Origin of the sequence: Stenotrophomonas sp. TWI169 (genome assembly GCF_039674705.1) — a bacterium.
GTDB lineage: Bacteria > Pseudomonadota > Gammaproteobacteria > Xanthomonadales > Xanthomonadaceae > Stenotrophomonas > Stenotrophomonas maltophilia_P.
The window spans coordinates 180,133-203,890 of record NZ_JBDJOB010000003.1; the positions used below are offsets into that span (position 1 = coordinate 180,133).

Genomic DNA, 23,758 nt, shown 5'->3' on the forward strand with positions numbered 1-23,758 from the left:
ATTCCTTTCGCGCCGGCATCGACGCCGGCGCTGCCATTGAAGCGCCAGCAAGGATCAGTCCGTGGGTTTTTCGACGATCTTCATCCGCCGCCCGATCGCCACCTCGCTGCTGATGGCGGGCCTGTTGCTGCTGGGCATTCTCGGTTATCGCAAGCTGCCGGTGTCGGCACTGCCGGAAATCGATGCGCCCAGCCTGGTGGTCACCACCCAGTACCCGGGTGCCAATGCCACCACGATGGCCTCGCTGGTCACCACCCCGCTGGAGCGGCAGTTCGGCCAGATCTCCGGCCTGGACCTGATGACGTCCGATTCGTCGGCCGGGCTGTCGACGATCATCCTGCAGTTCTCGATGGACCGCGACATCGATATCGCCGCGCAGGACGTGCAGGCGGCGATCCGCCAGGCCACCCTGCCCTCGTCGCTGCCCTACCAGCCGGTCTACAACCGGGTGAACCCCGCCGATGCGGCCATCGTCACCCTGAAGCTCACCTCGGACACGCGCCCGCTGCGGGAGGTCAACAACTACGCCGATTCGATCCTGGCCCAGCGCCTGTCGCAGGTGCAGGGCGTGGGCTTGGTGTCGATCGCCGGCAATGTCCGCCCGGCGGTGCGCATCCAGGTCAATCCGGCGCAGCTGTCGAACATGGGCCTGACCCTGGAAGAACTGCGCAGCGCGCTCACCCAGGCCAACGTCAATGCGCCGAAGGGCTCGCTGAACGGCAAGACGCAGTCCTATAGCATCGGCACCAATGACCAGCTGTCCAGTGCCGCCGAATACCGCGACACCATCATCAGCTACAAGAACGGCCGCCCGGTGCGGCTGTCGGACGTGGCCGCGGTGGTGGACGGCGTGGAGAACGACCAGCTGGCCGCATGGGCCGACGGCAAGCCGGCTGTCCTTCTCGAAGTGCGCCGCCAGCCGGGCGCCAACATCGTGCAGACCGTCGAGCGCATCCGCGCGATCCTGCCGCAGTTGCAGGGCGTGCTGCCGGCCGACGTGCATCTGGAGATCTTCAACGACCGTACCGAGACCATCCGCGCCTCCGTGCACGAAGTGCAGTTCACCCTGGTACTGACCATCGGCCTGGTCGTGGCGGTGATCTTCGTGTTCCTGCGCCGCCTGTGGGCCACGATCATTCCTTCGGTGGCGGTACCGTTGTCGCTGGCCGGCACGTTCGCGGTGATGGCGTTCACCGGCATGTCGCTGGACAACCTTTCGCTGATGGCACTGGTGGTCGCCACCGGCTTCGTTGTCGACGATGCCATCGTCATGATCGAGAACATCGTCCGTTACATCGAGCAGGGCAAGAGCGGCAAGGAAGCGGCCGAGATCGGTGCGCGCCAGATCGGCTTCACCGTGCTGTCGCTGACGGTATCGCTGGTGGCAGTGTTCCTGCCGCTGCTGCTGATGCCCGGCGTCACCGGCCGCCTGTTCCATGAGTTCGCCTGGGTGCTGAGCATCGCGGTCGTGCTGTCGATGCTGATCTCGCTGACGCTCACCCCGATGATGTGCGCCTACCTGCTCAAGCCCGACGCGCTGCCGGAAGGCGAGGACGCGCATGAACGGGCGCACGCGGCCGGCAAGCAGACCGTGTGGAGCCGCACCGTCGGCCTGTATGAGCGCAGCCTGGACTGGGTGCTGGACCACCAGCGCCTGACCCTGGCCGTGGCCGGCGGCGCCCTTGTGCTGACCGTTCTGCTGTACGTGTTGATTCCCAAGGGCCTGCTGCCCGAGCAGGACACCGGCCTGATCACCGGCGTGGTGCAGGCCGACCAGAACATCGCGTTCCCGCAGATGGAGCAGCGCACCAGGCAGGTGGCCGAAGCGCTGCGCAAGGATCCGGATGTGACTGGCGTGTCGGCTTTCATCGGCGCTGGCAGCATGAACCCCACGCTCAACCAGGGCCAGTTGTCGATCGTGCTGAAGGAGCGCAGCCAGCGTGATGGGCTGGACCGGATCCTGCCGCGCCTGCAGGAGGCCGTCGCCGGGATTCCCGGCGTAGCGTTGTATCTGAAGCCGGTGCAGGACGTCACCCTCGACACCCGCGTGGCCGCGACCGAGTACCAGTACTCCCTGTCGGACGTGGACGCGGCCACCGTCGCCACCCAGGCCACGCGCCTGACCGAGGCCCTGCGCCAGCGGCCGGAGCTGGCCGACGTGGACAACAACCTGTCCAACCAGGGCCGTGCCCTGCAGCTGACGATCGATCGTGACAAGGCCAGCGTGCTGGGCGTGCCGATGCAGACCATCGACGACACGCTCTACGATGCGTTCGGCCAGCGCCAGATCTCGACCATCTTCACCGAGCTCAACCAGTACCGCGTGGTGCTGGAAGTGGCACCGGAGTTCCGCACCAGCACCGCGCTGATGGAGCAGCTGGCGGTGGCCTCCAACGGTGCTGGCGCGCTGACCGGCACCAACGCCACCAGCTTCGGCCAGGTCACCTCCTCCAACTCCTCCACGGCCACCGGCATCGGCGCGCAGAACACCGGCATCACGGTCGGTGCCGGCAACATCATTCCGTTGTCGGCGCTGGCCGAAGGCCAGGTGACCAGCGCGCCGCTGGTGGTCAGCCACCAGCAGCAGCTGCCTGCCGTGACCGTCTCGTTCAACGTCGCGCCGGGCTATTCGCTGTCCGAAGCGGTACGCGCGATCCAGGAGACCAAGGACAGTCTGGACATGCCGGCGCACCTGCATGCCGAGTTCATCGGCAAGGCCGCCGAGTTCACCGGCAGCCAGACCGATGTGGTGTGGCTGCTGCTGGCCTCGCTGGTGGTCATCTACATCGTGCTGGGCGTGCTGTACGAGAGCTACATCCATCCGATCACGATCATCTCGACCCTGCCGCCGGCAGGCGTCGGCGCGCTGCTGGCGCTGATGCTGTGTGGCCTGAGCCTGTCGGTGGACGGCATCGTCGGCATCGTGCTGCTGATCGGCATCGTCAAGAAGAACGGCATCATGATGGTGGACTTCGCGATCGAAGCACGCCGCGCCGGTGCCAACGCGCATGAAGCGATCCGCCGCGCCTGCCTGCTGCGCTTCCGCCCGATCATGATGACCACGGCTGCGGCCATGCTCGGCGCGCTGCCACTCGCGCTGGGTACCGGCATCGGCTCGGAACTGCGCCGTCCGCTGGGCATCGCCATCGTCGGCGGCCTGCTGCTATCGCAGCTGGTGACGCTGTACACCACGCCGGTGATCTACCTGTACATGGAGCGCTTCTCCGAGTGGCTGGCGCGCCGCCGCGAGCAACGCGCACTGCGCGAGGGCACGCTGCAGGAGCCGCAGGCATGACCCCTGCCCCGCTGCTGCGGGGGGCCGCGCGATGAACCTGTCCGGCCCCTTCATCCGCCGCCCGATCGGTACCGCCCTGCTGGCCATCGGCCTGTTCATGGTGGGCCTGATCTGCTACCTGAGGCTGGGTGTTTCGGCACTGCCGAACATCCAGATTCCGGTGATCTTCGTGCACGCCAGCCAGGCCGGTGCCGACGCGGCGACGATGGCCTCCACGGTCACCGCACCACTGGAGCGTCATCTGGGCCAGCTGCCGGGCATCGACCGCATGCGCTCGTCGAGCTCGGAAGGCAGCTCGCTGGTGTTCATGATCTTCCAGAGCGACCGTGACATCGATTCGGCGGCGCTGGACGTGCAGACCGCGATCAATTCCGCGCAGGCCGATCTGCCCTCGGGCATGGGCTCGCCGATGTACCAGAAGGCGAATCCGAACGACGACCCGGTGATCGCCATCGCACTGACCTCGCAGACGCAGTCGGCCGATGAGCTGTACAACGTGGCCGACTCGCTGCTGGCCCAGCGCATCCGCCAGATCAGCGGCGTGGCCTCCGTGGACATCGCCGGCGCGTCGACGCCGGCAGTGCGCGTGGACGTGAACCTGCGGCTGATGAACGCGCTGGGCCTGACCGCCGACGACCTGCGCAACGCGGTGCGCGCGGCCAATGTGACCTCGCCGACCGGCTTCCTCAGCGATGGCAACTCCACCACCGCGATCATCACCAACGATTCGGTGGCCCGCGCTGCGGACTTCGCCAACCTGGTGGTGAAGACCGAAGGCGACGGCCGGGTGATCCGCCTGAAGGACGTCGCCAACGTCTACGACGGCCAGCAGGACGCCTACCAGGCGGCATGGTTCGACCACAAGCCCGCGGTGGTCATGTATGTGTTCACCCGCGCCGGCGCCAACATCGTGGAGACCGTCGACCGGGTGAAGGCGCAGATCCCGACGCTGCGTGACTACCTGCAGCCGGGCACCACGATGACGCCATACTTCGACCGCACGCCGACGATCCGCTCGTCGCTGCACGAAGTGCAGATCACCCTGCTGATCAGCCTGGCGATGGTGGTGCTGACCATGGCGCTGTTCCTGCGCCGGCTCGCCCCGACCCTGATCGCGGCCGTGACGGTGCCGCTGTCGCTGGCCGGCGCCGCACTGGTGATGTATGCGCTGGGCTTCACCCTGAACAACCTGAGCCTGCTGGCGCTGGTGATCGCGATCGGCTTCGTGGTGGACGATGCGATCGTGGTGATCGAGAACATCATGCGCCACCTCGACGAAGGCATGCCGCGCCTGCAGGCGGCGTTCACAGGCGCACGCGAGATCGGCTTCACGATCGTCTCGATTACCGCCTCGCTGGTTGCGGTGTTCATCCCGCTGCTGTTCGCCAGCGGCATGATGGGCGCGTTCTTCCGTGAGTTCACCGTCACCCTGGTGGCGGCGATCGTGGTCTCGATGATCGTCTCGCTGACGCTGACGCCGGCGCTGTGCAGCCGGTTCCTCAGTGCGCACGACCATCGCGCGGCACCCTCGCGCCTGGGCCGCTGGCTGGACGCCGGCCACGAACGCATGCTGCGCATCTACACGGTGTTCCTCGATTTCTCCCTGCGCCACGCGTTGCTGCTCTCGCTCACGCCGCTGATCCTGATCGGCGTGACCGTCTTCCTGTTCGGCGCGGTGAAGAAGGGAGCCTTCCCGCCACAGGACACCGGGCTCATCTGGGGCCGCGCCAACTCCAGCGCGACCGTGTCCTTCGAGGACATGGTCAACCGCCAGCGCCGCATCACCGACATGCTGATGGCCGACCCGGCGGTGAAGACCGTCGGCGTGCGCCTGGGCAGTGGCCGCCAGGGTTCCAGCGCGCAGTTCAATGTCGAACTGAAGTCACGCAAGGAAGGCCGCCGCGAGACCACCGCGCATGCACTGGCGCGACTGAGCGCCAAGGCCGACCGCTATCCCGACCTGCAGCTGCGGCTGCGCGCCATCCAGGATCTGCCCAGCAACGACGGCGGCGGCTCCAGCCAGGGCGCGCAGTACCGCATCTCGCTGCAGGGCAACGATCTGGCGGCGCTGCAGGAGTGGTTGCCGAAGCTGCAGGCGGAACTGAAGAAGAACCCCAAGCTGCGCGATGTCGGCACCGACGTGGACAACGCCGGCCTGCGCCAGAACATCGTGATCGACCGCGCCAAGGCCGCGCGACTGGGCGTCTCGGTCGGTGCCATCGACGGTGCGCTGTACGGTGCATTCGGCCAGCGCCAGATCTCGACGATCTACTCGGACATCAACCAGTACAGCGTCGTGGTCAATGCCCTGCCTTCGCAGACGGCGACCCCCACCGCACTGGACGAGGTCCATGTGCGCGCAGGCAATGGCGAGATGGTGCCGATCACTGCGGTGGCCACCCAGGTATCGGGGCTGGCGCCTTCGCAGATCACGCATGAGAACCAGTACACGACGATGGACCTGAGCTACAACCTCGCCCCCGGCGTCAGCATGGGCGAGGCAAAGGCGATCATCGATGCGACCGTGGCCGGCATGCGCATGCCGGGCGACATCCGCCTGGCCGACGATGCGGGCTTTGGCTTCAATTCCGATCCCAGCGACATGCTGATCCTGGTATTGGCGGCGATCCTGACCGTGTACCTGGTGCTGGGCATGCTGTACGAAAGCCTGATCCATCCGGTGACGATCCTGTCCACGCTGCCGGCGGCAGGCGTAGGCGCGCTGCTGGCCCTGTTCGGTACCAACACCGAGCTGTCGGTCATCTCGATGATCGCGCTGGTGCTGCTGATCGGCATCGTCAAGAAGAACGCGATCATGATGATCGACTTCGCGCTGGTGGCGCAGCGCGAGCACGGACTGACCCCGCGCGAGGCCGCACGCGAGGCCAGCATCGTCCGCTTCCGGCCGATCATGATGACCACGATGGTGGCCATCCTGGCTGCGGTTCCGCTGGCAATCGGCCTGGGCGAAGGGTCGGAGCTGCGCCGGCCGCTGGGCATCGCGATGATCGGTGGCCTGCTGTTCTCGCAGAGTCTGACCCTGCTCAGCACGCCGGCCCTGTACGTGATCTTCTCCTGCCTGGCCGAGCGTTGGCGGGCGCGGCGCGCGCGCAGGCGCGAGGCGAAACTGCTCAAGCGCGCGCAGCGCGCCTAGCCTCGGTAGCGCCGGGCCACGCCCGGCGCGCCGCTACCACCCGGGCGACGCTCACGGTTTGACGCGCTGTAACGAAAAGAGAACAATTCGCAACCAGCCATGGTCCTGCGCCCCTGCGGCGCCCCGCTCCCAGTTCACGGACAGCCTGCGTGATCCCAGCCACTGCCTCTTCCCCCAACCATGGGTGGATGGCCTGTGGCCGTCCGCCGAGGAATCCGATCGATGCCTTCGTTCCGCACCCCGCGCCTGGCCCTGCTGGCCGCCGCCCTGTCCACCGCCTGCGCAGCCCATGCGCAAGCCCCGGCTGATGCCCGCAGCGCCACCGACCTGGACGCCATCAAGGTGGTCGGCGAACGCACCCACACCGAAGCCGGCGCGCTGGGTGACCGTGCCCTGCGCGATACCCCGTTCGCCATTACTGCGGTCGGCCGCGAACAGCTCGAGCAGCGCCAGGTCGTATCGCTGGGCGAAGCCTTCCTGTTCGATCCATCGGTCACCACCCAGGTAAGCGCCTACGCCAGCGGCTGGAGCTCGCCCATCCGCAACCGCGGCATCGATCTGAACTACGACAGCTACCGCGTGAACGGTCTGCAGGTGTCCTCGTGGGGCACCGAATGGCCGCTGGAAGTGATGGAACAGGTGGACCTGCTGAAGGGCCCCGGCGGCTTCCTGTACGGCTTCGGCGCGCCCGGCGGCATCGTCAACTACATCACCAAGAAGCCGACCGATACCCGCACCTTCTCGGCGCAGCTGGGCTGGCGCGAACAGGCCATCATCAGTGGTGGTGTCGATGCCGGTGGCCGCTTCGGCAACGAAGATATGTTCGGCTATCGCTTCAACGCGTATCAGGAGAAGGGCGAAACCTTCAACGGTGGCCATGTCGACCGCAAGGTCGGCGCGCTGTCGCTGGACGCGCGCCTGAGCGATGCGCTCACCTGGACCTTCGACGGCGTGTTCCAGTCGCGCGACCTGAGCGAAGAGTCGCCGCAGTACTACTTCATCGGCATGACCTCGCTGCCGCGGCCGATTGCCGGCGACGTCGACAACAGCGTGCCGGGCACCTACTACGATACCCGTTCCAGCCTGCTGTCCACGGCGTTCACCTGGCAGATCAACAGCGGCTGGAAGGCCAGCCTGAGCTACGGCGTCACCACCTCCTGGAACGACGTCAACAAGATCTTCGCCTACATCGACGATCCGAACGGCGACTACAACGTGAATGTGTATGAGCTGGGCGGCAAGAGCCAATGGAAACTGGCGCAGGCGCTGGTGCAGGGCGGCTTCCGCACCGGCCCGCTGCAGCACCAGCTGGTGGCCGGCGTCAGCCACCAGACCGGGCTGGGCTGGGACCGCCCCTACGAGTGGAACACCATTGGTCGCGCCAACCTGTACCAGCGTTCGGCCATCCGCCACGACGCGGTGGGTTCGCGGGTGATGACCCGCGGCGATGAAACCGTGCAGCAGGCCGTATTCGCCAGCGATACCGTGGACTTCGGCGGGGGCTGGTCGGTGCTGGCCGGCTGGCGCTACAACGACTTCGAGACCAAGGGCCGTTACCACACCTACCCGGTCACCCCGACCTATGCGGTGATGTTCAAGCCCAGCGAGGCCGTGACCCTGTACGCCAGCTACATTGAATCGCTGGAAGCCGGCAGCCGCGTGGGCAACCCCTACATCAACGCCGGTGATGTGCTGGGTCCGACCATCAGCAAGCAGTACGAGGTCGGCGCCAAGGTAGAAGCCTCGCGCTGGAATGCGAACGTGGCCGCATTCCGCCTGGAACGCGGTGCCAACATCGACCAGCCCACCGACGCCGGCCTGCGCCTGGTGCAGGATGGCATCACCCTGTACGAAGGCGTGGAAGCCAGCGCCGACCTGCACCTGACCGATGCGCTGACCGTGGGTGGCGGCGTGACCTGGCTGGACCCGACCTACGACAGGCTGTCGCCCGACAATGCCGCGCAGGAAGGCAACCGCACCGTCGGCGCCGCGCGCTGGAGCGGTGTGCTGCATGCCAGCTACCAGCTGCCGTGGGTCGATGGACTGGAAACCTATGCTGCCGTGCGCTACTACGGCGATGTCTGGTACGACGCCGACAATACCCTGAAGCTGCCCGACTACACCCTGGTCAATGCCGGTGTGGGCTACCGCCTGATGGCGTCGGGGCACCCGGTCACCCTGCGCGCCAGCGTGGAGAACCTGGCCAATCGCAGGTACTGGTCGAACGCGGGCGTCGGCCTGCCGCGCACCTTCGCGGTGAGCGTGCGCTGGGAGATGTAACCCGGCTTGTGCGGGTGCGGACCGTGGGTCCGCACATTGAACACCGCACCCACGCGCACACCGCCATAATGGAGGCAATCCGCCGCCCGAGCCTGCATGTCCGCGTCCCATTCCCGCCTCAGCCGCCTGTGGGCACACGAGAAAGCCAGCTATGGCCTGCGCGTGTTCATCGCCCTGTCGGCTGCGATGGCCGTGTGCTGGCAGCTGGACGCGCTCCCCGCGCTGCCCGGGGCGTTCCTTGGCATCATCGCCAGCGCGATCGCCGAAACCGACGACAACTGGTGGGGCCGCACCAAGGCGGTGCTGCTGTCGCTGCTGTGCTTCTGCATCGCCGCCGCCTCGGTGATCGCGCTGTTCCCGTGGCCGTGGCTGTTCATCGGCGCACTGGCGTTGTCCACCTTCGGCCTGACCCTGCTGGGTGCTCTGGGCGAACGCTACGCCTCCATCGCCCAGGCCACGGTCACCCTGGCCATCTACACCATGATCGGGCTGGAACAGCATGGCGGCGCCGGAGATCTGCCACGTGCCTTGCATGCGGTCAGCCACCTGCTGGCCGGTGCGGTCTGGTATGGCCTGCTGTCCATCGTCTGGACCGCGCTGTTCGCCAACCGCCCGGTGCGCGAACGCGTGGCCCGTCTTTACCAGGAACTGGGCCGCTACCTGCAGCTGAAAGCCGCCTTGTTCGAGCCGGTGCGTGAGGCCGACCTGCAGCGCCGCCAGCTGGACCTGGCCGAACAGAACCGGCGTGTGGTGGGAGCCCTGAACGAAGCAAAGACGGCGATCCTTGCGCGCTTCGGCCGTTCCGGCCGGCCCGGGGTCAACTCCGGCCTGTACCTGCGCCTGTACTACATGGCGCAGGATTTCCACGAGCGCGCCAGCTCCTCGCACTATCCCTATGGCGCACTGGTGGATGCGTTCTTCCACAGCGACGTGCTGTACCGCTGCCAGCGCCTGCTCGATCTGCAGGGGCAGGCCTGCGCGCGTCTGGGCGAAGCCATCCGCCTGCGCCGCCCGTTCGTGTATGGCGAGAGCAACCAGCAGGCCGGACGCGACCTCGCCGACGCGCTGGCCTACCTGCGCGACCAGCAGCGTCCGCAATGGCAGCGCCTGCTCGGTTCGCTGGATCTGCTGGTGCACAACCTGCGCAGCATCGAGCGCCGGCTGCTCGACGCCGAACGCTCCGAGGCCAGCCTGGACAATGTCGACACGCGCCTGCGCGACAGCAACCCGCACACCCTGCGCGAGATGGGGGTACGGCTGCGCCAGCAGCTCACGCCCGGCTCGGTGCTGTTCCGCCATGGCCTGCGCATGGCGCTGGCGCTGATCGCCGGCTTCCTGGCGATCCGCCTGTTCAATGCCCAGAACGGTTCATGGGTGCTGTTGACCATCGTCTTCGTGTGCCGGCCGAACTTCGGCGCCACGCGCCAGCGCCTGGCACAGCGCATCGTCGGCACCCTGGCCGGCCTGGTATTGACCTGGGCGCTGCTGCAGCTGTTCCCACAGCTGCACGTGCAGCTGCTGATCGCCTTGCTGTCGGCGCTGCTGTTCTTCTTCACCCGCACCGATCGCTACCTGGTGGCCTCGGCCGCGATCACGGTGATGGCGCTGACCTGCTTCAACCTGATCGGCGATGGCTTCGTGCTGATCGTGCCGCGCATGGTGGATACGATCCTGGGCTGTGCGATCGCTGCCGCGGCCGCCTTCCTGATCCTGCCGGACTGGCAGGGACGTCAGCTGCATCGGGTCCTGTCACGGGTACTGGATACCGCCGCGCGTTACCTGGATGCGGTGCTGGGCCAGTACCGCAGTGGCATGCACGATGACCTGGCCTACCGCATCGCCCGCCGCGACATGCACAATGCCGACGCGGCGCTGTCCACTGCACTGTCGAACATGCTGCGCGAGCCCGGCCATGTACGCCGCAACCTGGATGCCGGCTTCCACTTCCTCGCGTTGTCCAACACCCTGCTCGGTCATCTGTCGGCACTGGGTGCCCACCGCGACCAGGTCGACAGCTACGCCGGCGACCCGCTGGCACTGGCCGCCGGCGACCGGGTGCGCAAGGCGCTGCAGCAGCTGGCCGGCGCGCTGGCCGCACGGCAGGCGGTCGCGGAGGATGACAATGATGCCGACCGCGCAGTCGCCGCGGAGCTGGAGCAGATCGAGGACGTGATGCCACCGAAGCTGCAGTTGATCCGCACCCAGATGGCATTGGTGCTGCGCCTGCTGCCGAAGCTGCGTGCCGCCGCCAACGAGGCCGTACGCAGCCTGACCTGACCGCCACCCGGCAGCACTGGATCCGGGCCCGGCCGGCGGGCAGGAATGCTAGGCTGCGCCGGTCAAGGAGATTCCATGTCCGGTCACAACCAGTTCGCCCTGCTGCGCCAGCGCCGCTTCCTGCCGTTCTTCATCGTGCAGGCGCTGGGCGCTTTCAACGACAACGTATACCGGCAGGCCATCATCGGCCTGCTGTTCTACCTGGGCGTGTCCGAAGAGCAGCGTTCGCTGTACACCACGCTGGCGCCAGCGATCTTCATTCTTCCCTATTTCCTGTTCTCGGCATTGGCCGGGCAGATCGCCGACAAACTGGAGAAGTCGCGGCTGATCGTGATCACCACCACGATGGAGATCGTGATCATGTCGTTGGCAGCGATCGGCTTCCTCACCGAGAACCTGCCGTTCCTGCTGGTGGCGCTGTTCTGCACGGGCATGCAGTCGACCCTGTTCGGTCCGGTGAAGTACTCGGTGCTGCCCTCGGTACTCAAACCCGAGGAGCTGACCGGTGGCAACGGGCTGGTGGAGATGGGCACATCGATCTCGATCCTGTCAGGGATGATCATCGGCGGCGCCGTGTTCCTGCTGGCCGGCAGCCACGGGCCCGTGTTCGCGGCATCGCTGGTCATCGCTTTGGCGGTCTGCGGCAACATCGCGGCGCGATTGATTCCCAGGGTCGATGCCGGCGACCCGGGCCTGAAGATCAACTGGAACCCGCTGCCCGAGTCGCTGGTGGTGCTGCGCATGGCGCGCCAGCAGAAGGCGGTGCGCAACGCGATCCTGGGCGTGTCCTGGTTCTGGTTCGTCGGCACCGTGCTGACCTCGCAGCTGCCGAATTATGCGCTGGCCAACCTGGGCGGCGAACCCAAGCTGTACCTGCTGGCACTGGCGCTGTTTTCCATCGGCACCGGCGTTGGCTCGCTGCTGTGCGAGAGGCTGTCGGCGCGCACAGTGGAGATCGGCCTGGTGCCGCTGGGCGCGTTCGGCATGACCGCGTTCCTGCTCGATCTCTACTTCGCCCGCAGCGGCGAGGCCACCGTGCAGGGGCTGAGCATCACCCAGTTCCTGCAGCAGCCCGGCAGTGTGCGCATCGTCATCGACCTTGTCGGAATCGGCCTGTTCACCGGCATCTTCGTCGTTCCGCTGTTCGCCCTGATCCAGAGCCGCACGCCGAAGGCGCAGATGTCACGCGTGTTCGCCGCGTTGAACATCCAGAACTCCGGTTTCATCGTGTCCGCCGCACTGCTGTCGCTGGCCGCGCGCGAACTGCTGCACTGGAGCATCCCGCAGCTGTTCCTGGCGCTGGCGATCGCCAATGCCGTGGTGGCGATCTACATCTTCACCATCGTCCCCGAATTCCTGATGCGCTTCCTGAGCTGGGTGATGGTGCGCACCCTGTACCGGCTGCGCCCGCATGGCATCGAAGCCAATGTGCCGGATGAAGGCGCAGCACTGATCGTCTGCAATCATGTCAGCTACATGGATGCACTGATCCTGTCGGCGACGATTCCGCGCCCCGTACGCTTCGTCATGTACTACAGGATCTTCAACATCCCGGTGATGCGCTGGATCTTCCGCACCGCCAAGGCCATCCCGATTGCCGGGGCTCGCGAGGACGAGGCCTTGATGCAGCGCGCGTTCAAGGAGATCGATGCGGCGCTGGCCGAGGGTGAGCTGGTCTGCATCTTCCCGGAGGGAGCACTCACCCGCGATGGGCAGATGGCGCCGTTCAAGTCCGGCGTCGAGAAGATCCTCGAACGCCGGCCGGTGCCGGTGGTGCCGATGGCCCTGCGCGGGATGTGGTCGAGCATGTGGAGCCGGCGCGACAGCCGGCTTGGCCGCATGCGGGTTCCGCGCCGCTTCCGCGCCACCGTCGAGGTGGTGGCGGCGCCTGCCATCGATGGTCGCAGCACCGACGCGCCGGCACTGGAAGCCCAGGTCCGCGCCCTTCGCGGCGATCACGCCTGACGCAATCCCCCCGTTCGCGCGTAGCCGGCCCCCGCCCCCAGATACGCCAGCGTCAAGCGCCATGCCCGTCATTGCCGGGCTGAAAACGCATACATGCGACGCAGGTTGCGGTAGATTACGCACCCACAGGGGGGAGGTCCGGCCCGTTCACAACGGTCGGCCACCAAGGAATGGAGTCTCACGTTGAATCAACCGCCACCACTCGGCCGTCCGGTCTACATCCCCAACCATCTGGTGTGGGCGATCCTGACGACGCTGTTCTGCTGCCTGCCGTTGGGCGTGGTGTCGATCGTGTATGCCGCCCAGGTCGATGGCCGCCGCGCGGCCGGCGATCTGGCGGGAGCCTATAGCGCGTCACGCAAGGCGGGCTGGTGGGCGGCGGCTTCGGCCGCGGCCCTGCCGGTCCTGTTGCTGTTGTGGTTCGGGCTCTTCGGCGGCCTGGCCGCACTGGGCGCTCTTTCCGACCATTGATCCACCACCACCCATCAAGGAGCTTGAATCATGAACACCGCTACTCCGCAGGTCCCGAACAACCTGGTCTGGGCGATCCTGAGCACCCTGCTCTGCTGCCTGCCGGTCGGCATCGTGTCGATCGTCTATGCGGCACAGGTCAACGGCAAGCTGGCCGCTGGCGATATCGCCGGTGCCCAGGACTCGTCCGCCAAGGCCAAGAAGTGGGCCATCTGGTCGGCCATCGCCTGGGTCATCATGGTCGTGCTGTACGTGCTGTTCTTCGTCGTGCTCGGTGGCATCGGCGCGATGAGCAACGGCAGCTACTGAGGCCTGCGGACGGATCCGGCGGCGTCCGCGCCGGATCCGTCTTCGCCTGATCGTGTCCGCTCTTCCTTCCCGGCTCGCCCGCTGGGCACCCTTGCTGGCCTCCACCGGCCTGGCCGCTGGCGCGGCCGTGGTGCTGCGCAACGTCAATCCATACGTGGCCGGCAATCCCCTGCCGGGCTGCCCGCTGTACGCACTCACCGGCCTGTATTGCCCCGGCTGCGGCAGCACGCGCTGCCTTTACTCGCTGGTCCATTTCGATCTGGCCGGCGCGATGGCGATGAACCCGCTGCTGGTCATCAGCCTGCCCCTGCTGCTGCTGATGCTGCTGAACATCGCTGGCATCCGCCCGCGTGTGCTTGATCCGCTGATGCGGATTCTGGCCAATCCCATGTTCTGGCTGTGGCTGCTGCCCGGTTACGCACTGCTGCGCAACCTGCCGTGGGCACCGTTCACCGCACTGGCGCCGGTCTAGATTCCCACTTCGCGTCCAGGCGCGTCGCGACGCGTGCTGCGGTCAGGCCGCACGCGCCTGGCCAGCGGCTACGTCACCCAGCCGGCGATCACCAGCACGGCCAGCACCGCCAGCCACAGCAGCAGCATCCGCCACACCAGACTCATGGCATCGCGCAGGTCGGGCAGACGTTGCCAGACCGGCAGCAGGCCCGCCTCGGTGTAGTCATGCGCGTCCTCGCGCAGCTCGGCATTGACGCTGGCCCGCGCCACCGCACCCAGGAATCCGATGCCTCCGACCAGGCGCTCGCCATGCGCTTGCCGCCATGCCTTCCACGCCGTGTCGAAGTTGCCGACCAGTGCCATCGAGAACGCCATCAACTGTGCCACCGGCCATTCGATCCAGCCCAGCAGGCGCTGGGCCACTGCCAGCGGTTCCACCGGTACGCGTGCACGCATCGGGCTTTCGGACATCAGCGCCAGCAGGCGATAGCCCAGCGCGCCCACCGGGCCCAGCAGCAGGAACCAGAACAGCACCGCAAACCAGCGGCGCAGCGCATTGAGTACGGTCGCCTCCACCAGCGAGGGTACATCCTCGCGCAGGCTGCCACCGGCCGCCTGCAGATGGCGCACGGCTGCCTGCCGGGTCGGTGCGTCATCGGCATCGATGATCGCTTCGATGTCACGGTCCAGGTCGCGCGGCCCCCAGCACCAGGCCAGAACCGCCACGCCCAGCAGCAACGAGGGCAGCCCGAACAGCACGCCCCGCAGCAGCCAGGCCAGCAGCGCCATCAACACCAGCGGCGGCAGCAGCGCCAGCACCACGCCCATGGGGCCCTGCCAGGCCTTGCCGCCGTGCGCATCCAGCCAGCCCAGCCAGCGCCGGAAGCTGTCAAAGCGGCGCAGCGAGGCGGCAGCGGCCGGGGCGACATGGCCCAGGGCCAGTGCAACCAGCACGGCAGCCAGAGTGGTGAACATGGCAGGTCTCCCTACGAAACAAGGCGCTCGGCGTCGCTACCTTACCCGTCGCGACGCCGCCATCAGCGGTCTGCCGCACTGTAACCCGGGCCGTGTTCAGGTGGCGGCAATGGTCGCCGCCGTTCTGACAGGCCGGTGCGTTCTTCAACCCCGCTGTTGGCGATACCAGTGCTCGATCAGCCCCCGCGAAATCGAGATCGGCGGCGACAGGCGGATGCCCTGGCCATCATCTTCGACATCACGTGCCAGCGCCGCGCCCACCTCGTCGGCACTGAACCAGCGCGCATCCTCCAGTTCGCCATCCACGGTCGGCACATCGTCCTGCGCCTGCGCGCGGAACCCCACCATCAGCGCGCCCGGGAACGGCCAGGGCTGTGAACCGAGATACTGGCAGGCAGTGATGCGCACCCGGCTCTCCTCGTGCACTTCCCGCACCACGGTCTGTTCGAAGGTCTCGCCTGGTTCGACGAAACCCGCCAGTACCGAATAGCGGCGCGGCGCCCAGTTGGACTGCCGCCCCAGCAGCAACCGGCCCTGGTTTTCCACCGCGACGATCACCGCCGGGTCCACCCGGGGATAGTGTTCGGTCGCGCACTGCCCGCAGCGGCCAACGAAGCCACCGCGGGCAAAGGCCACCGCCCCCCCGCAGACGCCGCAGAAGCGCGTGCGCGAATGCCAGTAGGACATGCCGCGTGCGTAGCTGAAAGCGGTCGCATCGGCCACCGGCCACAGCAGTGCCGCCTGGCGCAGGTCGAGCCGGCCAGGCGCAGTGACGGCAACCGCGGACGCTTCCACCGAGAACCAAGCCTGCTCACCCCGCAGACCCAGGAAGATCGCGGCACCGGGGCCGCCCCCGATGTCGGCGCCGGTCAGCGCCAGTGGCTGGTCATCAGCACCGGTGAAGGCACTGCCGTCCTGGTCAAGCACGAGAACCCGCGCATCCGGCCACAGGCGTGCCAGCACATCGGCATCTTCGCGCAGGGCATCGGCGCGCTCCAGCGGTTCGCCAATGAAGGCGAAACCGGACAGCGGCGAAAGAATATTGGACATCCAGCAAGCCTGCCGCCATTCGATGCGGGTGGCAAGGTCGGCGCTGTGCGCATTCTGCTGTGAGGTGTGGAGACCGCTCGACACACCTGGCGCGGAGCGCAGGCCCCGCGCCCTGCAATCACATGCTGAAGCTGCTGCCGCAACCGCAGGTGGTCTTCGCGTTCGGATTGCGGATCACGAACTGCGCGCCGGTCAGGCTCTCGGTGTAATCCACTTCAGCCCCCATCAGGTACTGCAGGCTGAGCGGGTCGACCAGCAGGGTCACCCCGCTGGTCTGTACCGCCAGATCGTCCTCGGCACGGTTCTCGTCGAACTCGAAACCGTACTGGAAGCCCGAACAGCCGCCACCCTCGATATACACACGCAGCGCCAGATCGGGGTTGCCCTCTTCCTGGATCAACGACTTGACCTTGGAGGCCGCTGCTTCGGTGAAGTTCAGCGGCCGCTCCAGCGACTGGTAATCGGGCGCGGCCGCCGTGGGGGCGCCGGGCAGGGAGACTAGCGTGCTCATGGCATCAGCATGGGGGCACCGGCGGTGGCTTTCAAGCCATCGCTTCGGCCAGCTTGCGTCGGGCCGCGGTGTCGCCCTTGCCACTGGCGGGATCGCCGCTTTCGGGTGCAGGCAGGGCCGCCAGCGGTGCGCTGGCATGGATCAGGCGTCCATTCAGCTGGGCCCCGGCGTTCATCTCCACCACCTCGTAGTGGACATTGCCGTTGACCCGCGCGCTCGGGGTCAGTTCGACCTTTTCGGTGGCGTGGACATCCCCCTCCAGGCGGCCGCTGATGACCACCACCTGGGCACGGATCTCCCCTTCGATCACGCCATGCTCGGCGAGCGTCAGGGTCGCGGTGCTGGCGCCTTCGGCGGCGATCACCTTGCCATGGATGCGACCTTCCACGTACAGGCCACCACTGAACTCCACATCACCGCGGATCACCACCTGGTTGCCGATCAGGGCATCCACCACCAGCTGGCCGTCACGGTTGGATTTGCTGTTTCCGAACATCTGCCTACTCCCCTTTGCTGGCCGGCGCGCCGGCCTGTTTCCAGTCGAATACCTGGGTGGCGCCCCCCGCGCCACTCCCCAATGTCACCCGCACGCGTTGCGGAGTGAAGTCAGCCGGCAGCATCACGCTGCCGGTGAGCTGCTGGAAGTACCGGAACGAGTAGTCCTGTCCCGGCACCTTGCTGCGCTGGTGCAGATCATCCCAGCTGATCGTGGCCAGCTTGCCGTTCTTCACGCCTTCCACGGTGAAACGCATCTGCCCCTGGCTGATGGCCCCGCGGTTGAGATTCTGGGTCAGCACGGCGGTGTACTGCCAGGTGCCGGCCGATTCCGGGCTGAACTCGATCGAGTGGGTGTTCAGGCCCTTGCGCTGGCTGGTCGAGCCGACCAGGCGCTCATAGAAGGCGACGTCCGCGCGCAACCCGGCGATCTCTTCGTCGCGCTCGGCGAGCGAGGACTGCACTTCGTTGTTGGCGGCGCGGCTGATGCGGTCGGAGGCTTCCAGCGTGGCCTGCTTCTGGCGCAGTTCGGTCAGCTGCGCCTGCAGGCTCTCGGCACGCTTCTCGGCTGCCTGCAACCGTTGTCCCTGCTCGCCACGCGGCGCCCCCATCCAGCAGCCTCCGATCGTGGCCAGCACCAGGCTGAGCAGCCAGATGCCTCCAATCACCCACAGGCGACGGCGGTCCGCGGGCGGATGTGACGCGCCGGGCAGGCGGACCTGCACGCGCATGGGAGGACGGTTGGTCATGGGTAGATCCCGTGGCATCGCGGGCGCGACACCGGCACGGCCCGTGTGGCAAACGACGGGCTAGTGTATGACAGGATCGGCAGGATTCCTGCGCTGGAGGCGACCGAGGTCTGTGGCGTTCAGGCACGCCATCGTCGATAGTGTGGCCCCTCGCACAGTTCCGCCGTCGGAGCATCGCCATGACCGAAGCCCACCTGTTCGTGATCGGCATCCTGCTGGCCTGGCTGGCCGGCATCCGTGTCTACCTCACCGTCTTCGGTGTCGGCCTGGCCGGCCTGCTCGGCTGGGTCGACCTGCCGCCCGCCCTGCAGGCGACCGAGTCGTGGTGGGTGCTGGGTACCTCAGCGGCGCTGGCCGTGACCGAGTTCTTTGCCGACAAGATTCCCGGCGTGGATTCGGTCTGGGACCTGGTGCAGACCCTTGCCCGGGTCCCCGCCGGCGCCTTCCTCGCCGCCGCCACCCTGTCGCCGGATGGGCAGCTGGGTACCGGTGCGCTCGCTGCCGGCGCCGGCGTAGCCCTGGCCAGCCATGGCCTGAAGGCGGGCACCCGTGCCCTGCTCAACACCTCGCCGGAGCCGGCCAGCAACTGGGTCGCCTCGATCGCCGAAGACACCGTGGTGGTTGGCGGCCTGGCATTGGCCCTGGCACACCCCTGGATCGCGCTGGTCGTGGTGCTGGCATGCAGCCTGGCCGGCGCATTGCTGGTCTGGCTGGCATGGCGCGCTCTGTGGCGCGGCGTGCGTTGGCTTGCCCGTGCCGGCAACGGCACTGACCGGCAACAGCCACGCACCAGATGAACGCCGGGCGTGTCGCATAATGGCTGCGATCATCAGGAGCCCCCATGGCCGCAATTGAATCCCCCGCAGGCGTCCGCCCGGGTCGCGCTGAAACGCCACCGGCCGATCATTGGCAACGCTGGGCCACTGCGGTGGTGGACGCGGGTGCCTCCCCATCGGTTCCGTCCAGCGTCGCTGACAGTGGGCCTGCCTCCGGCGGTGCTCCACCGCCGCTGCCGGGCGTCACCTCACAGCCCGAGGCGGGCAACCACGACCCGGCACCGGCGCCGGCGGATTCACCCTACCGCGTGCTGATCGTCGAGGACGACCGTGCGCAGGCCCTGTTCGCGCAGAGCGTGCTGCACGGCGCCGGCATGCAGGCCATCGTGCTCAGCGATGCCGAAGGCGTCCAGCAGTCGATCAAGGACCATCGCCCTGACCTGATCCTGATGGACCTGCACCTGCCCGGCCTGGACGGCATGCGGCTGACGGCGATGATTCGCCAGCAGCCCGGCCTGCAGTTGCTGCCCATCGTGTTCCTCAGCGGCGATCCCGATCCGGAGCGCCAGTTCGAAGTGCTCGACAGCGGTGCCGACGACTACCTGAGCAAGCCGATCCGGCCGCGGCACCTGATCGCGGCGGTCGCCAACCGCATCCGCCGTGCCCGCGCGCAGGCGGCAACCTTGCCCGGCGCCTCCGGCACGCCGGCCACCAGCAATCCTGAAACCGGCCTGCCGACGCGCCATCATGTGCTGCAGCAGCTCAACGCCGCCCTGGCCCACCATGATCGTGGCGGCCTGTTCTTCATCGAGGTGGCCAGCGCGCTGGGCCTGCGCGAGCGCTATGGCTACGCTGCGTTCGAACGGCTGATGGTGCAGGCCGGACAGCGCTTGGCCGAAGCCGGCCATCCGCACCTGCTGGCGCGCCTGAACGACAACAGTTTCCTGCTGCTGGCGCGTGATGCCGATGAGGACAGGCTGGAGAGCGTGGCCGCCACCCTGCGCGAGCAGCTCTCTGCGAGGGCCTTCGTGATCCGCGATGACGAATCGGTGCACCTGCGTGGCGTGGTCGGCTATGCACCGCTGTCGCCCGGCTTCGAGGATGCCGCCAGTGCGCTGGAAGCCGTCGAGCGCACGACCCTGCAGGCGCGCCTGCTCAGTGCCGGCGTGGCCGGCCACGTGCATCGGCAGGCCATCAGCGAACAGGAGCATCTGGCCCTGCTGGAAGGCCAGCTGGAACTGGCTTACCAACCCATCGTCGCCGTCGCCGGTGGAGGCAGCGCGCAGTACCAGGTCCTGCTGCGGCTGCGCCAGGCCGACGGCACCGTGCTGACCGCCGGCCAGGTGATTCCGGCCGCCGAAGCCGCCGGCCGCATCGCCGACCTCGACCAGCAGGTGCTCGATCATGCGCTGGGCCTGCTGGATCTGTACCGGCATGCTACCCAGCCGCTCAATCTGTTCGTCTCGCAGTCGCTGCGTACCCTGCAGCGCGACGCCTTCGCCGACTGGCTGCTGGAGTCGCTGCAGCAGCGCGACCTGCCAGGCAGTGCGCTGGTCATCGACGTGCGCCTGCCTGATGCGCTGATCCACACCGTGCCGCTGCAGCAGTTCTGTCAGCGCATGGCGCAGGCCGGCGTGCGCTTCTGCCTGAGCCAGTTCGAGCCCGGCAACGATGCCGACGCGCTGCTGGGCCAGCTGCCGCTTTCGTTCGTACGCATGGCTGCACGGTTCTCCAGCAGCCACGCCAATCCAGGCACGCGCGAAGAACTGCGCAGGGCGATCGAGCGGGCGCACGGCGCCGGTCTGCAGATCATCGGGCAGCAGATCGAAGATCCGCAGGCAGCGGCCGCGATGTGGGTGGGAGGGGTCGACTACATCCAGGGCAACATGGTGCAGTCCGCCGGCAGCGACCTTAACTTCGACTTCCACAACGCGGTGCTCTGACATGCCGCTGTGGGCGGTGCTGCTGGTGGCCCTGGCCGTGGCGGCCATCGCGCTGCTGCTGGCGGGGCTGCGCCTGCGCACGCGCAGCCAGGCGCTGGCCGCACTGCAACGGGATCGTGCCGCGCTGGCCAGCGAGCGCGACCAGCTGCGCCGCACCACCGAGCGTCAGGGCCAGCTCGAACAGCAGTTGCTGCAGGCCAAGCAGGCGGCCGAGGCGGCGGTGCTGGCCAAGGGCGAGTTCCTGGCCACGATGAGCCACGAGATCCGCACGCCGCTCAACGGCATCCTGCCGATGCTGGAGCTGATCGCGCGTGGCCCGCTGGGCGAGGATCAGCGGCAGATGCTGGCCACCGCATCGGCCAGCTCGCAGCAGCTGCTGCGTATCGTCGACGACATCCTCGATTACTCGCGGTTGGAAGCACAGGCACTGGAGCTGGAGATCACCAGCTTCAATCTGCGCGAGCTGCTCGACGCCGTGGTGCAGCTGATGCAGCGCGCTGCCGACGCCAAGGGACTGGCACTGGTGCTGCAACTGGATCCGACGGTCCGCCTTCCCGTGCGCGGCGATCCGGTGCGCCTGCGGCAGGTGCTGAGCAACCTTCTGGCCAATGCCATCAAGTTCACGGCACGCGGCCAGGTGCAGCTGCGCGTGCAACGGCTGGGCGAAGGTCCGGCCCAGCACCAGTTGCGCTTCGAAGTGATCGACACCGGCATCGGCATCGACGAGGCCCAGCAGGCACGCCTGTTCCAGTCCTTCAGCCAGGCCGATGCGTCAACCACCCGCATCTATGGTGGCACCGGCCTGGGCCTGGCCATCTGCAAACGCATCATCGACCTGATGCACGGCCACATCGGCGTCCAGTCGACCCCCGGCCAGGGCGCCCGCTTCTGGTTCGAGATTCCGTTGTTGAAGGTTCCCGGCGACCTGCCGGCGATGGCACGCCCACCGGCCACCCTGCTGCTGTTCAGTGCCGACAGCCACCTGCAGGCGCGCATCGAACGCATTGCCGCCCATCACGAGCTGCAGGTGCAGGTCATGGACGGGATGGACGCGCTGGCCGAGCGGCTGCGAGCCGTGCCCCGCCCCGGGCACGCTGCGCCGGCCTGGCTGCTGATCGATGCGCCTGCGCGCCGCAGCGGCGGAACCCGCCTGCGGCAGGCGCTGGCTGCGCGCGGTGAGGACGACACGCTGCAGGTGCTGTGGCTGCAGGACGAGCCGCTGCCCGCGCAGGAGCGCCATCGCCAGCTGCCGGTCGCCTTCGAGGATGCCGCCCTGCACGCCCTGCTTGCCACGCCCACCGCCAGCGCGCGCCCGTCCGCCTGGCTGGCTGCCGCCGAAGAGGGCCAGGCACCGGCTGCCCTGCCAGCGCTCGGTCTACGCGTGCTGCTGGTGGAGGACAACACGGTCAACCGCATGGTGGCCGAACACCTGCTGCGGGTATTCCAGTGCGAGGTCCGCAACGCCGCCGATGGCGAGCAGGCACTGGTCGCGCTGCGCGAAGGCGGTGTGGACGTAGTGCTGATGGACTGCCAGATGCCGGTGCTGGACGGTTACGCCGCGACGCGCCAGTGGCGCGAGGAAGAGATCGCAGCCGGAAGCCGGCGCCTGCCGATCATCGCCATGACCGCCAATGCCATGGCCGGTGATCGCGAACGCTGCCTGCGAGCAGGCATGGACGATTACCTGTCCAAACCGATCGCGCGCGACACGCTGCACGCGCTGCTGCTGCGCTGGGGCCCCAAAGCCCTCCCCACGCCGGCAGTTCCGGCGGCGGCAGCGAAGGCCGGTCCAGAACCTGTCGCCCACCCGGTTCTGGACCGGAACGTGCTGGACGAGCTGCAGGCGGTCATCGGTGATGCCGCCACGCAGATCGTATCGGTGTACCTGGAAGACGCACCGGCGATGGTGCAGGCGCTGCAGCAGGCGGCGCAGGACCACGATGGCCAGCGCCTGCAGGCAGTCGCGCACAGCCTGAAGTCCTCCAGCGCGAATGTCGGCGCGATGTCGCTGTCGGCGGTCGCACAGCGGATCGAGCACGAGGCCCGCGCCGGCAGTCTGCAGCGCCCCGCCGTTGCGGTTGCGCTGCTGGTGGCCGAATTCGCCCGGGCACGGGTGGCGCTGGGCGGGTACCTGGCACAGCATCGCGCCGGCCAGGCGGGCTGACTCACTCTTCGAGCTTGCTCAGCAGGTACTTCGGTTCGCCGATGCGCTCGATCAGGTCCAGCTGCGTTTCCAGCCAGTCGATATGCTCTTCCTCCGAATCGAGGATCTTCACGAACAGCTGGCGGCTCACATAGTCGCCGACCGAATCGGCATAGGCCACCGCCTCGCGCAGGGTGACCACGCCATCACGCTCGAGCGAGAGGTCACACTGCAGGATCTCGGTCGGGTTCTCGCCGATGCGCAGCTTGCCCAGCGCCTGGAAGTTCGGCAGTCCTTCAAGGAACAGGATGCGGTCGGCGAGCATGTCGGCATGCTTCATCTCGTCGATCGATTCCTTGTACTCATGCTCGGCGAGTTCCTTGATGCCCCAGTTCTTCAGCATCTTGGCGTGCAGGAAATACTGGTTGATCGCGGTCAGCTCGTTGTAGAGGACCTTGTTGAGGAATTCGATGACCTTGGTGTCGCCCTTCATGGGGATACTCCTGCACGCTGAAAACGCAGGCACTTTACCGCCTTGCGTGCGGCCGTGAAGGAACGCGAATCGTGCGCATTGGCCTGTGCGGCCACACGTGAAGGATGCGAAGGCGCGGCATCAACGCGCCGCGGAAAAGACAGTCAGGCGACCTGGGCCAGACCGAGTACCGGCAGCGGCAGATCGTGGGTGGCGCGTGCCTTGGCCAGCAGCTCGCCGGCCATGTCCAGGCAGGACCCGCAGGTCGCGCCGCATCCGGTGCGCATGGTCAGCTCGGCCACCGATGTCACGCCATGGCCGGCGGCTTCGCGGATCTGGTGGTCGGTGACTCCGTTGCAGATGCAGACGTACACAGGCGGGAACCGGGCTGACAGGCCAGAAGCGGCCTGGTCGCTATTCCAATGGAAACGAGAATGGTT

At 67.4% G+C, this 23,758-nt stretch carries 18 protein-coding genes; 11 read left to right on the top strand and 7 right to left on the bottom strand.

Annotation, left to right across the window (positions count from 1 at the left end; all coding sequences use genetic code 11):
- Positions 1-61 precede the first annotated feature (61 nt).
- The 8 genes from ABE543_RS03870 to ABE543_RS03905 all read left to right on the top strand — a co-directional run bounded on the left by ABE543_RS03870 (position 62) and on the right by ABE543_RS03905 (position 14,223).
- Positions 62-3,295, top strand: coding sequence for an efflux RND transporter permease subunit (locus ABE543_RS03870; protein ID WP_053515615.1), 3,234 nt, complete (start codon positions 62-64; stop codon positions 3,293-3,295).
- Positions 3,296-3,326: 31 nt separating this feature from the next.
- A complete protein-coding gene (locus ABE543_RS03875) occupies positions 3,327-6,449 on the top strand; it encodes an efflux RND transporter permease subunit (RefSeq protein WP_111186819.1) in 3,123 nt (1,040 codons plus the stop codon).
- A gap of 222 nt (positions 6,450-6,671) precedes the next feature.
- Complete coding sequence (locus ABE543_RS03880; protein ID WP_111186820.1) at positions 6,672-8,729, top strand: TonB-dependent receptor; 2,058 nt, start codon at positions 6,672-6,674, stop codon at positions 8,727-8,729.
- A gap of 96 nt (positions 8,730-8,825) precedes the next feature.
- Complete coding sequence (yccS, locus tag ABE543_RS03885; RefSeq protein WP_065174388.1) at positions 8,826-11,006, top strand: YccS family putative transporter; 2,181 nt, start codon at positions 8,826-8,828, stop codon at positions 11,004-11,006.
- A 75-nt stretch (positions 11,007-11,081) separates the two neighbouring features.
- Positions 11,082-12,971: an MFS transporter gene (locus tag ABE543_RS03890; RefSeq protein WP_277381144.1), complete on the top strand. Its 1,890-nt coding sequence runs from the start codon at positions 11,082-11,084 to the stop codon at positions 12,969-12,971.
- 183 nt (positions 12,972-13,154) lie between these two features.
- A complete protein-coding gene (locus ABE543_RS03895) occupies positions 13,155-13,442 on the top strand; it encodes a CD225/dispanin family protein (RefSeq protein WP_053515606.1) in 288 nt (95 codons plus the stop codon).
- A gap of 30 nt (positions 13,443-13,472) precedes the next feature.
- A complete protein-coding gene (locus tag ABE543_RS03900) occupies positions 13,473-13,751 on the top strand; it encodes a CD225/dispanin family protein (protein ID WP_065174386.1) in 279 nt (92 codons plus the stop codon).
- Positions 13,752-13,803: 52 nt separating this feature from the next.
- Entirely contained in the window at positions 13,804-14,223 is a 420-nt protein-coding gene (locus tag ABE543_RS03905; RefSeq protein ID WP_053515602.1) for a DUF2752 domain-containing protein, read from the top strand.
- 68 nt (positions 14,224-14,291) lie between these two features.
- Here ABE543_RS03905 and ampE read toward each other — a convergent pair whose 3' ends face one another.
- The 5 genes from ampE to ABE543_RS03930 form a co-directional block, all read right to left on the bottom strand.
- Positions 14,292-15,179: a regulatory signaling modulator protein AmpE gene (gene ampE / locus ABE543_RS03910; protein WP_053515600.1), complete on the bottom strand. Its 888-nt coding sequence runs from the start codon at positions 15,177-15,179 to the stop codon at positions 14,292-14,294.
- A 144-nt stretch (positions 15,180-15,323) separates the two neighbouring features.
- Positions 15,324-16,229: an NAD(+) diphosphatase gene (gene nudC, locus ABE543_RS03915; protein ID WP_065174519.1), complete on the bottom strand. Its 906-nt coding sequence runs from the start codon at positions 16,227-16,229 to the stop codon at positions 15,324-15,326.
- A 118-nt stretch (positions 16,230-16,347) separates the two neighbouring features.
- A complete protein-coding gene (gene erpA, locus ABE543_RS03920; RefSeq protein ID WP_053515598.1) occupies positions 16,348-16,740 on the bottom strand; it encodes an iron-sulfur cluster insertion protein ErpA in 393 nt (130 codons plus the stop codon).
- Between the two features lie 31 nt (positions 16,741-16,771).
- The gene (locus tag ABE543_RS03925) at positions 16,772-17,236 is read right to left on the bottom strand and encodes a polymer-forming cytoskeletal protein (protein ID WP_053515596.1); all 465 of its coding nucleotides are present in this window, start codon (positions 17,234-17,236) and stop codon (positions 16,772-16,774) included.
- Between the two features lie 4 nt (positions 17,237-17,240).
- The gene (locus ABE543_RS03930; protein WP_053515594.1) at positions 17,241-17,984 is read right to left on the bottom strand and encodes a DUF6776 family protein; all 744 of its coding nucleotides are present in this window, start codon (positions 17,982-17,984) and stop codon (positions 17,241-17,243) included.
- A 179-nt stretch (positions 17,985-18,163) separates the two neighbouring features.
- Here ABE543_RS03930 and ABE543_RS03935 point away from each other — a divergent pair, with 179 nt between their 5' ends.
- The 3 genes from ABE543_RS03935 to ABE543_RS03945 are packed head-to-tail and all read left to right on the top strand — an operon-like array spanning position 18,164 to position 22,867.
- Positions 18,164-18,781 carry a DUF4126 domain-containing protein gene (locus ABE543_RS03935; RefSeq protein WP_065174382.1) on the top strand — a complete coding sequence of 206 codons (618 nt, stop codon included), beginning with the start codon at positions 18,164-18,166 and terminating at the stop codon, positions 18,779-18,781.
- A gap of 44 nt (positions 18,782-18,825) precedes the next feature.
- Positions 18,826-20,703: an EAL domain-containing protein gene (locus tag ABE543_RS03940; protein WP_065174381.1), complete on the top strand. Its 1,878-nt coding sequence runs from the start codon at positions 18,826-18,828 to the stop codon at positions 20,701-20,703.
- 1 nt (position 20,704) lies between these two features.
- Positions 20,705-22,867 carry an ATP-binding protein gene (locus ABE543_RS03945; RefSeq protein ID WP_346475333.1) on the top strand — a complete coding sequence of 721 codons (2,163 nt, stop codon included), beginning with the start codon at positions 20,705-20,707 and terminating at the stop codon, positions 22,865-22,867.
- Position 22,868: 1 nt separating this feature from the next.
- Here the strand turns inward: ABE543_RS03945 and bfr are convergent, their stop codons facing one another.
- Positions 22,869-23,339 (bottom strand): bacterioferritin, encoded by a 471-nt coding sequence (gene bfr / locus ABE543_RS03950; RefSeq protein ID WP_005414691.1) that lies wholly within the window; start codon positions 23,337-23,339, stop codon positions 22,869-22,871.
- 143 nt (positions 23,340-23,482) lie between these two features.
- Positions 23,483-23,692, bottom strand: a complete 210-nt coding sequence (locus ABE543_RS03955; protein WP_346475334.1) for a bacterioferritin-associated ferredoxin — start codon at positions 23,690-23,692, stop codon at positions 23,483-23,485.
- Positions 23,693-23,758: the final 66 nt, after the last annotated feature.

Coding starts and splice junctions, on each gene's coding strand:
- ABE543_RS03875 (WP_111186819.1), top strand. CDS start 3,327: ATGAACCTGTCCGGCCCCTTCATCCGCCGCCCGATCGGTACCGCCCTG.
- ABE543_RS03880 (WP_111186820.1), top strand. CDS start 6,672: ATGCCTTCGTTCCGCACCCCGCGCCTGGCCCTGCTGGCCGCCGCCCTG.
- yccS (WP_065174388.1), top strand. CDS start 8,826: ATGTCCGCGTCCCATTCCCGCCTCAGCCGCCTGTGGGCACACGAGAAA.
- ABE543_RS03890 (WP_277381144.1), top strand. CDS start 11,082: ATGTCCGGTCACAACCAGTTCGCCCTGCTGCGCCAGCGCCGCTTCCTG.
- ABE543_RS03900 (WP_065174386.1), top strand. CDS start 13,473: ATGAACACCGCTACTCCGCAGGTCCCGAACAACCTGGTCTGGGCGATC.
- ampE (WP_053515600.1), bottom strand. CDS start 15,179: ATGTTCACCACTCTGGCTGCCGTGCTGGTTGCACTGGCCCTGGGCCAT.
- nudC (WP_065174519.1), bottom strand. CDS start 16,229: ATGTCCAATATTCTTTCGCCGCTGTCCGGTTTCGCCTTCATTGGCGAA.
- erpA (WP_053515598.1), bottom strand. CDS start 16,740: ATGAGCACGCTAGTCTCCCTGCCCGGCGCCCCCACGGCGGCCGCGCCC.
- ABE543_RS03925 (WP_053515596.1), bottom strand. CDS start 17,236: ATGTTCGGAAACAGCAAATCCAACCGTGACGGCCAGCTGGTGGTGGAT.
- ABE543_RS03930 (WP_053515594.1), bottom strand. CDS start 17,984: ATGACCAACCGTCCTCCCATGCGCGTGCAGGTCCGCCTGCCCGGCGCG.
- ABE543_RS03935 (WP_065174382.1), top strand. CDS start 18,164: ATGACCGAAGCCCACCTGTTCGTGATCGGCATCCTGCTGGCCTGGCTG.
- ABE543_RS03940 (WP_065174381.1), top strand. CDS start 18,826: ATGGCCGCAATTGAATCCCCCGCAGGCGTCCGCCCGGGTCGCGCTGAA.
- ABE543_RS03945 (WP_346475333.1), top strand. CDS start 20,705: ATGCCGCTGTGGGCGGTGCTGCTGGTGGCCCTGGCCGTGGCGGCCATC.
- bfr (WP_005414691.1), bottom strand. CDS start 23,339: ATGAAGGGCGACACCAAGGTCATCGAATTCCTCAACAAGGTCCTCTAC.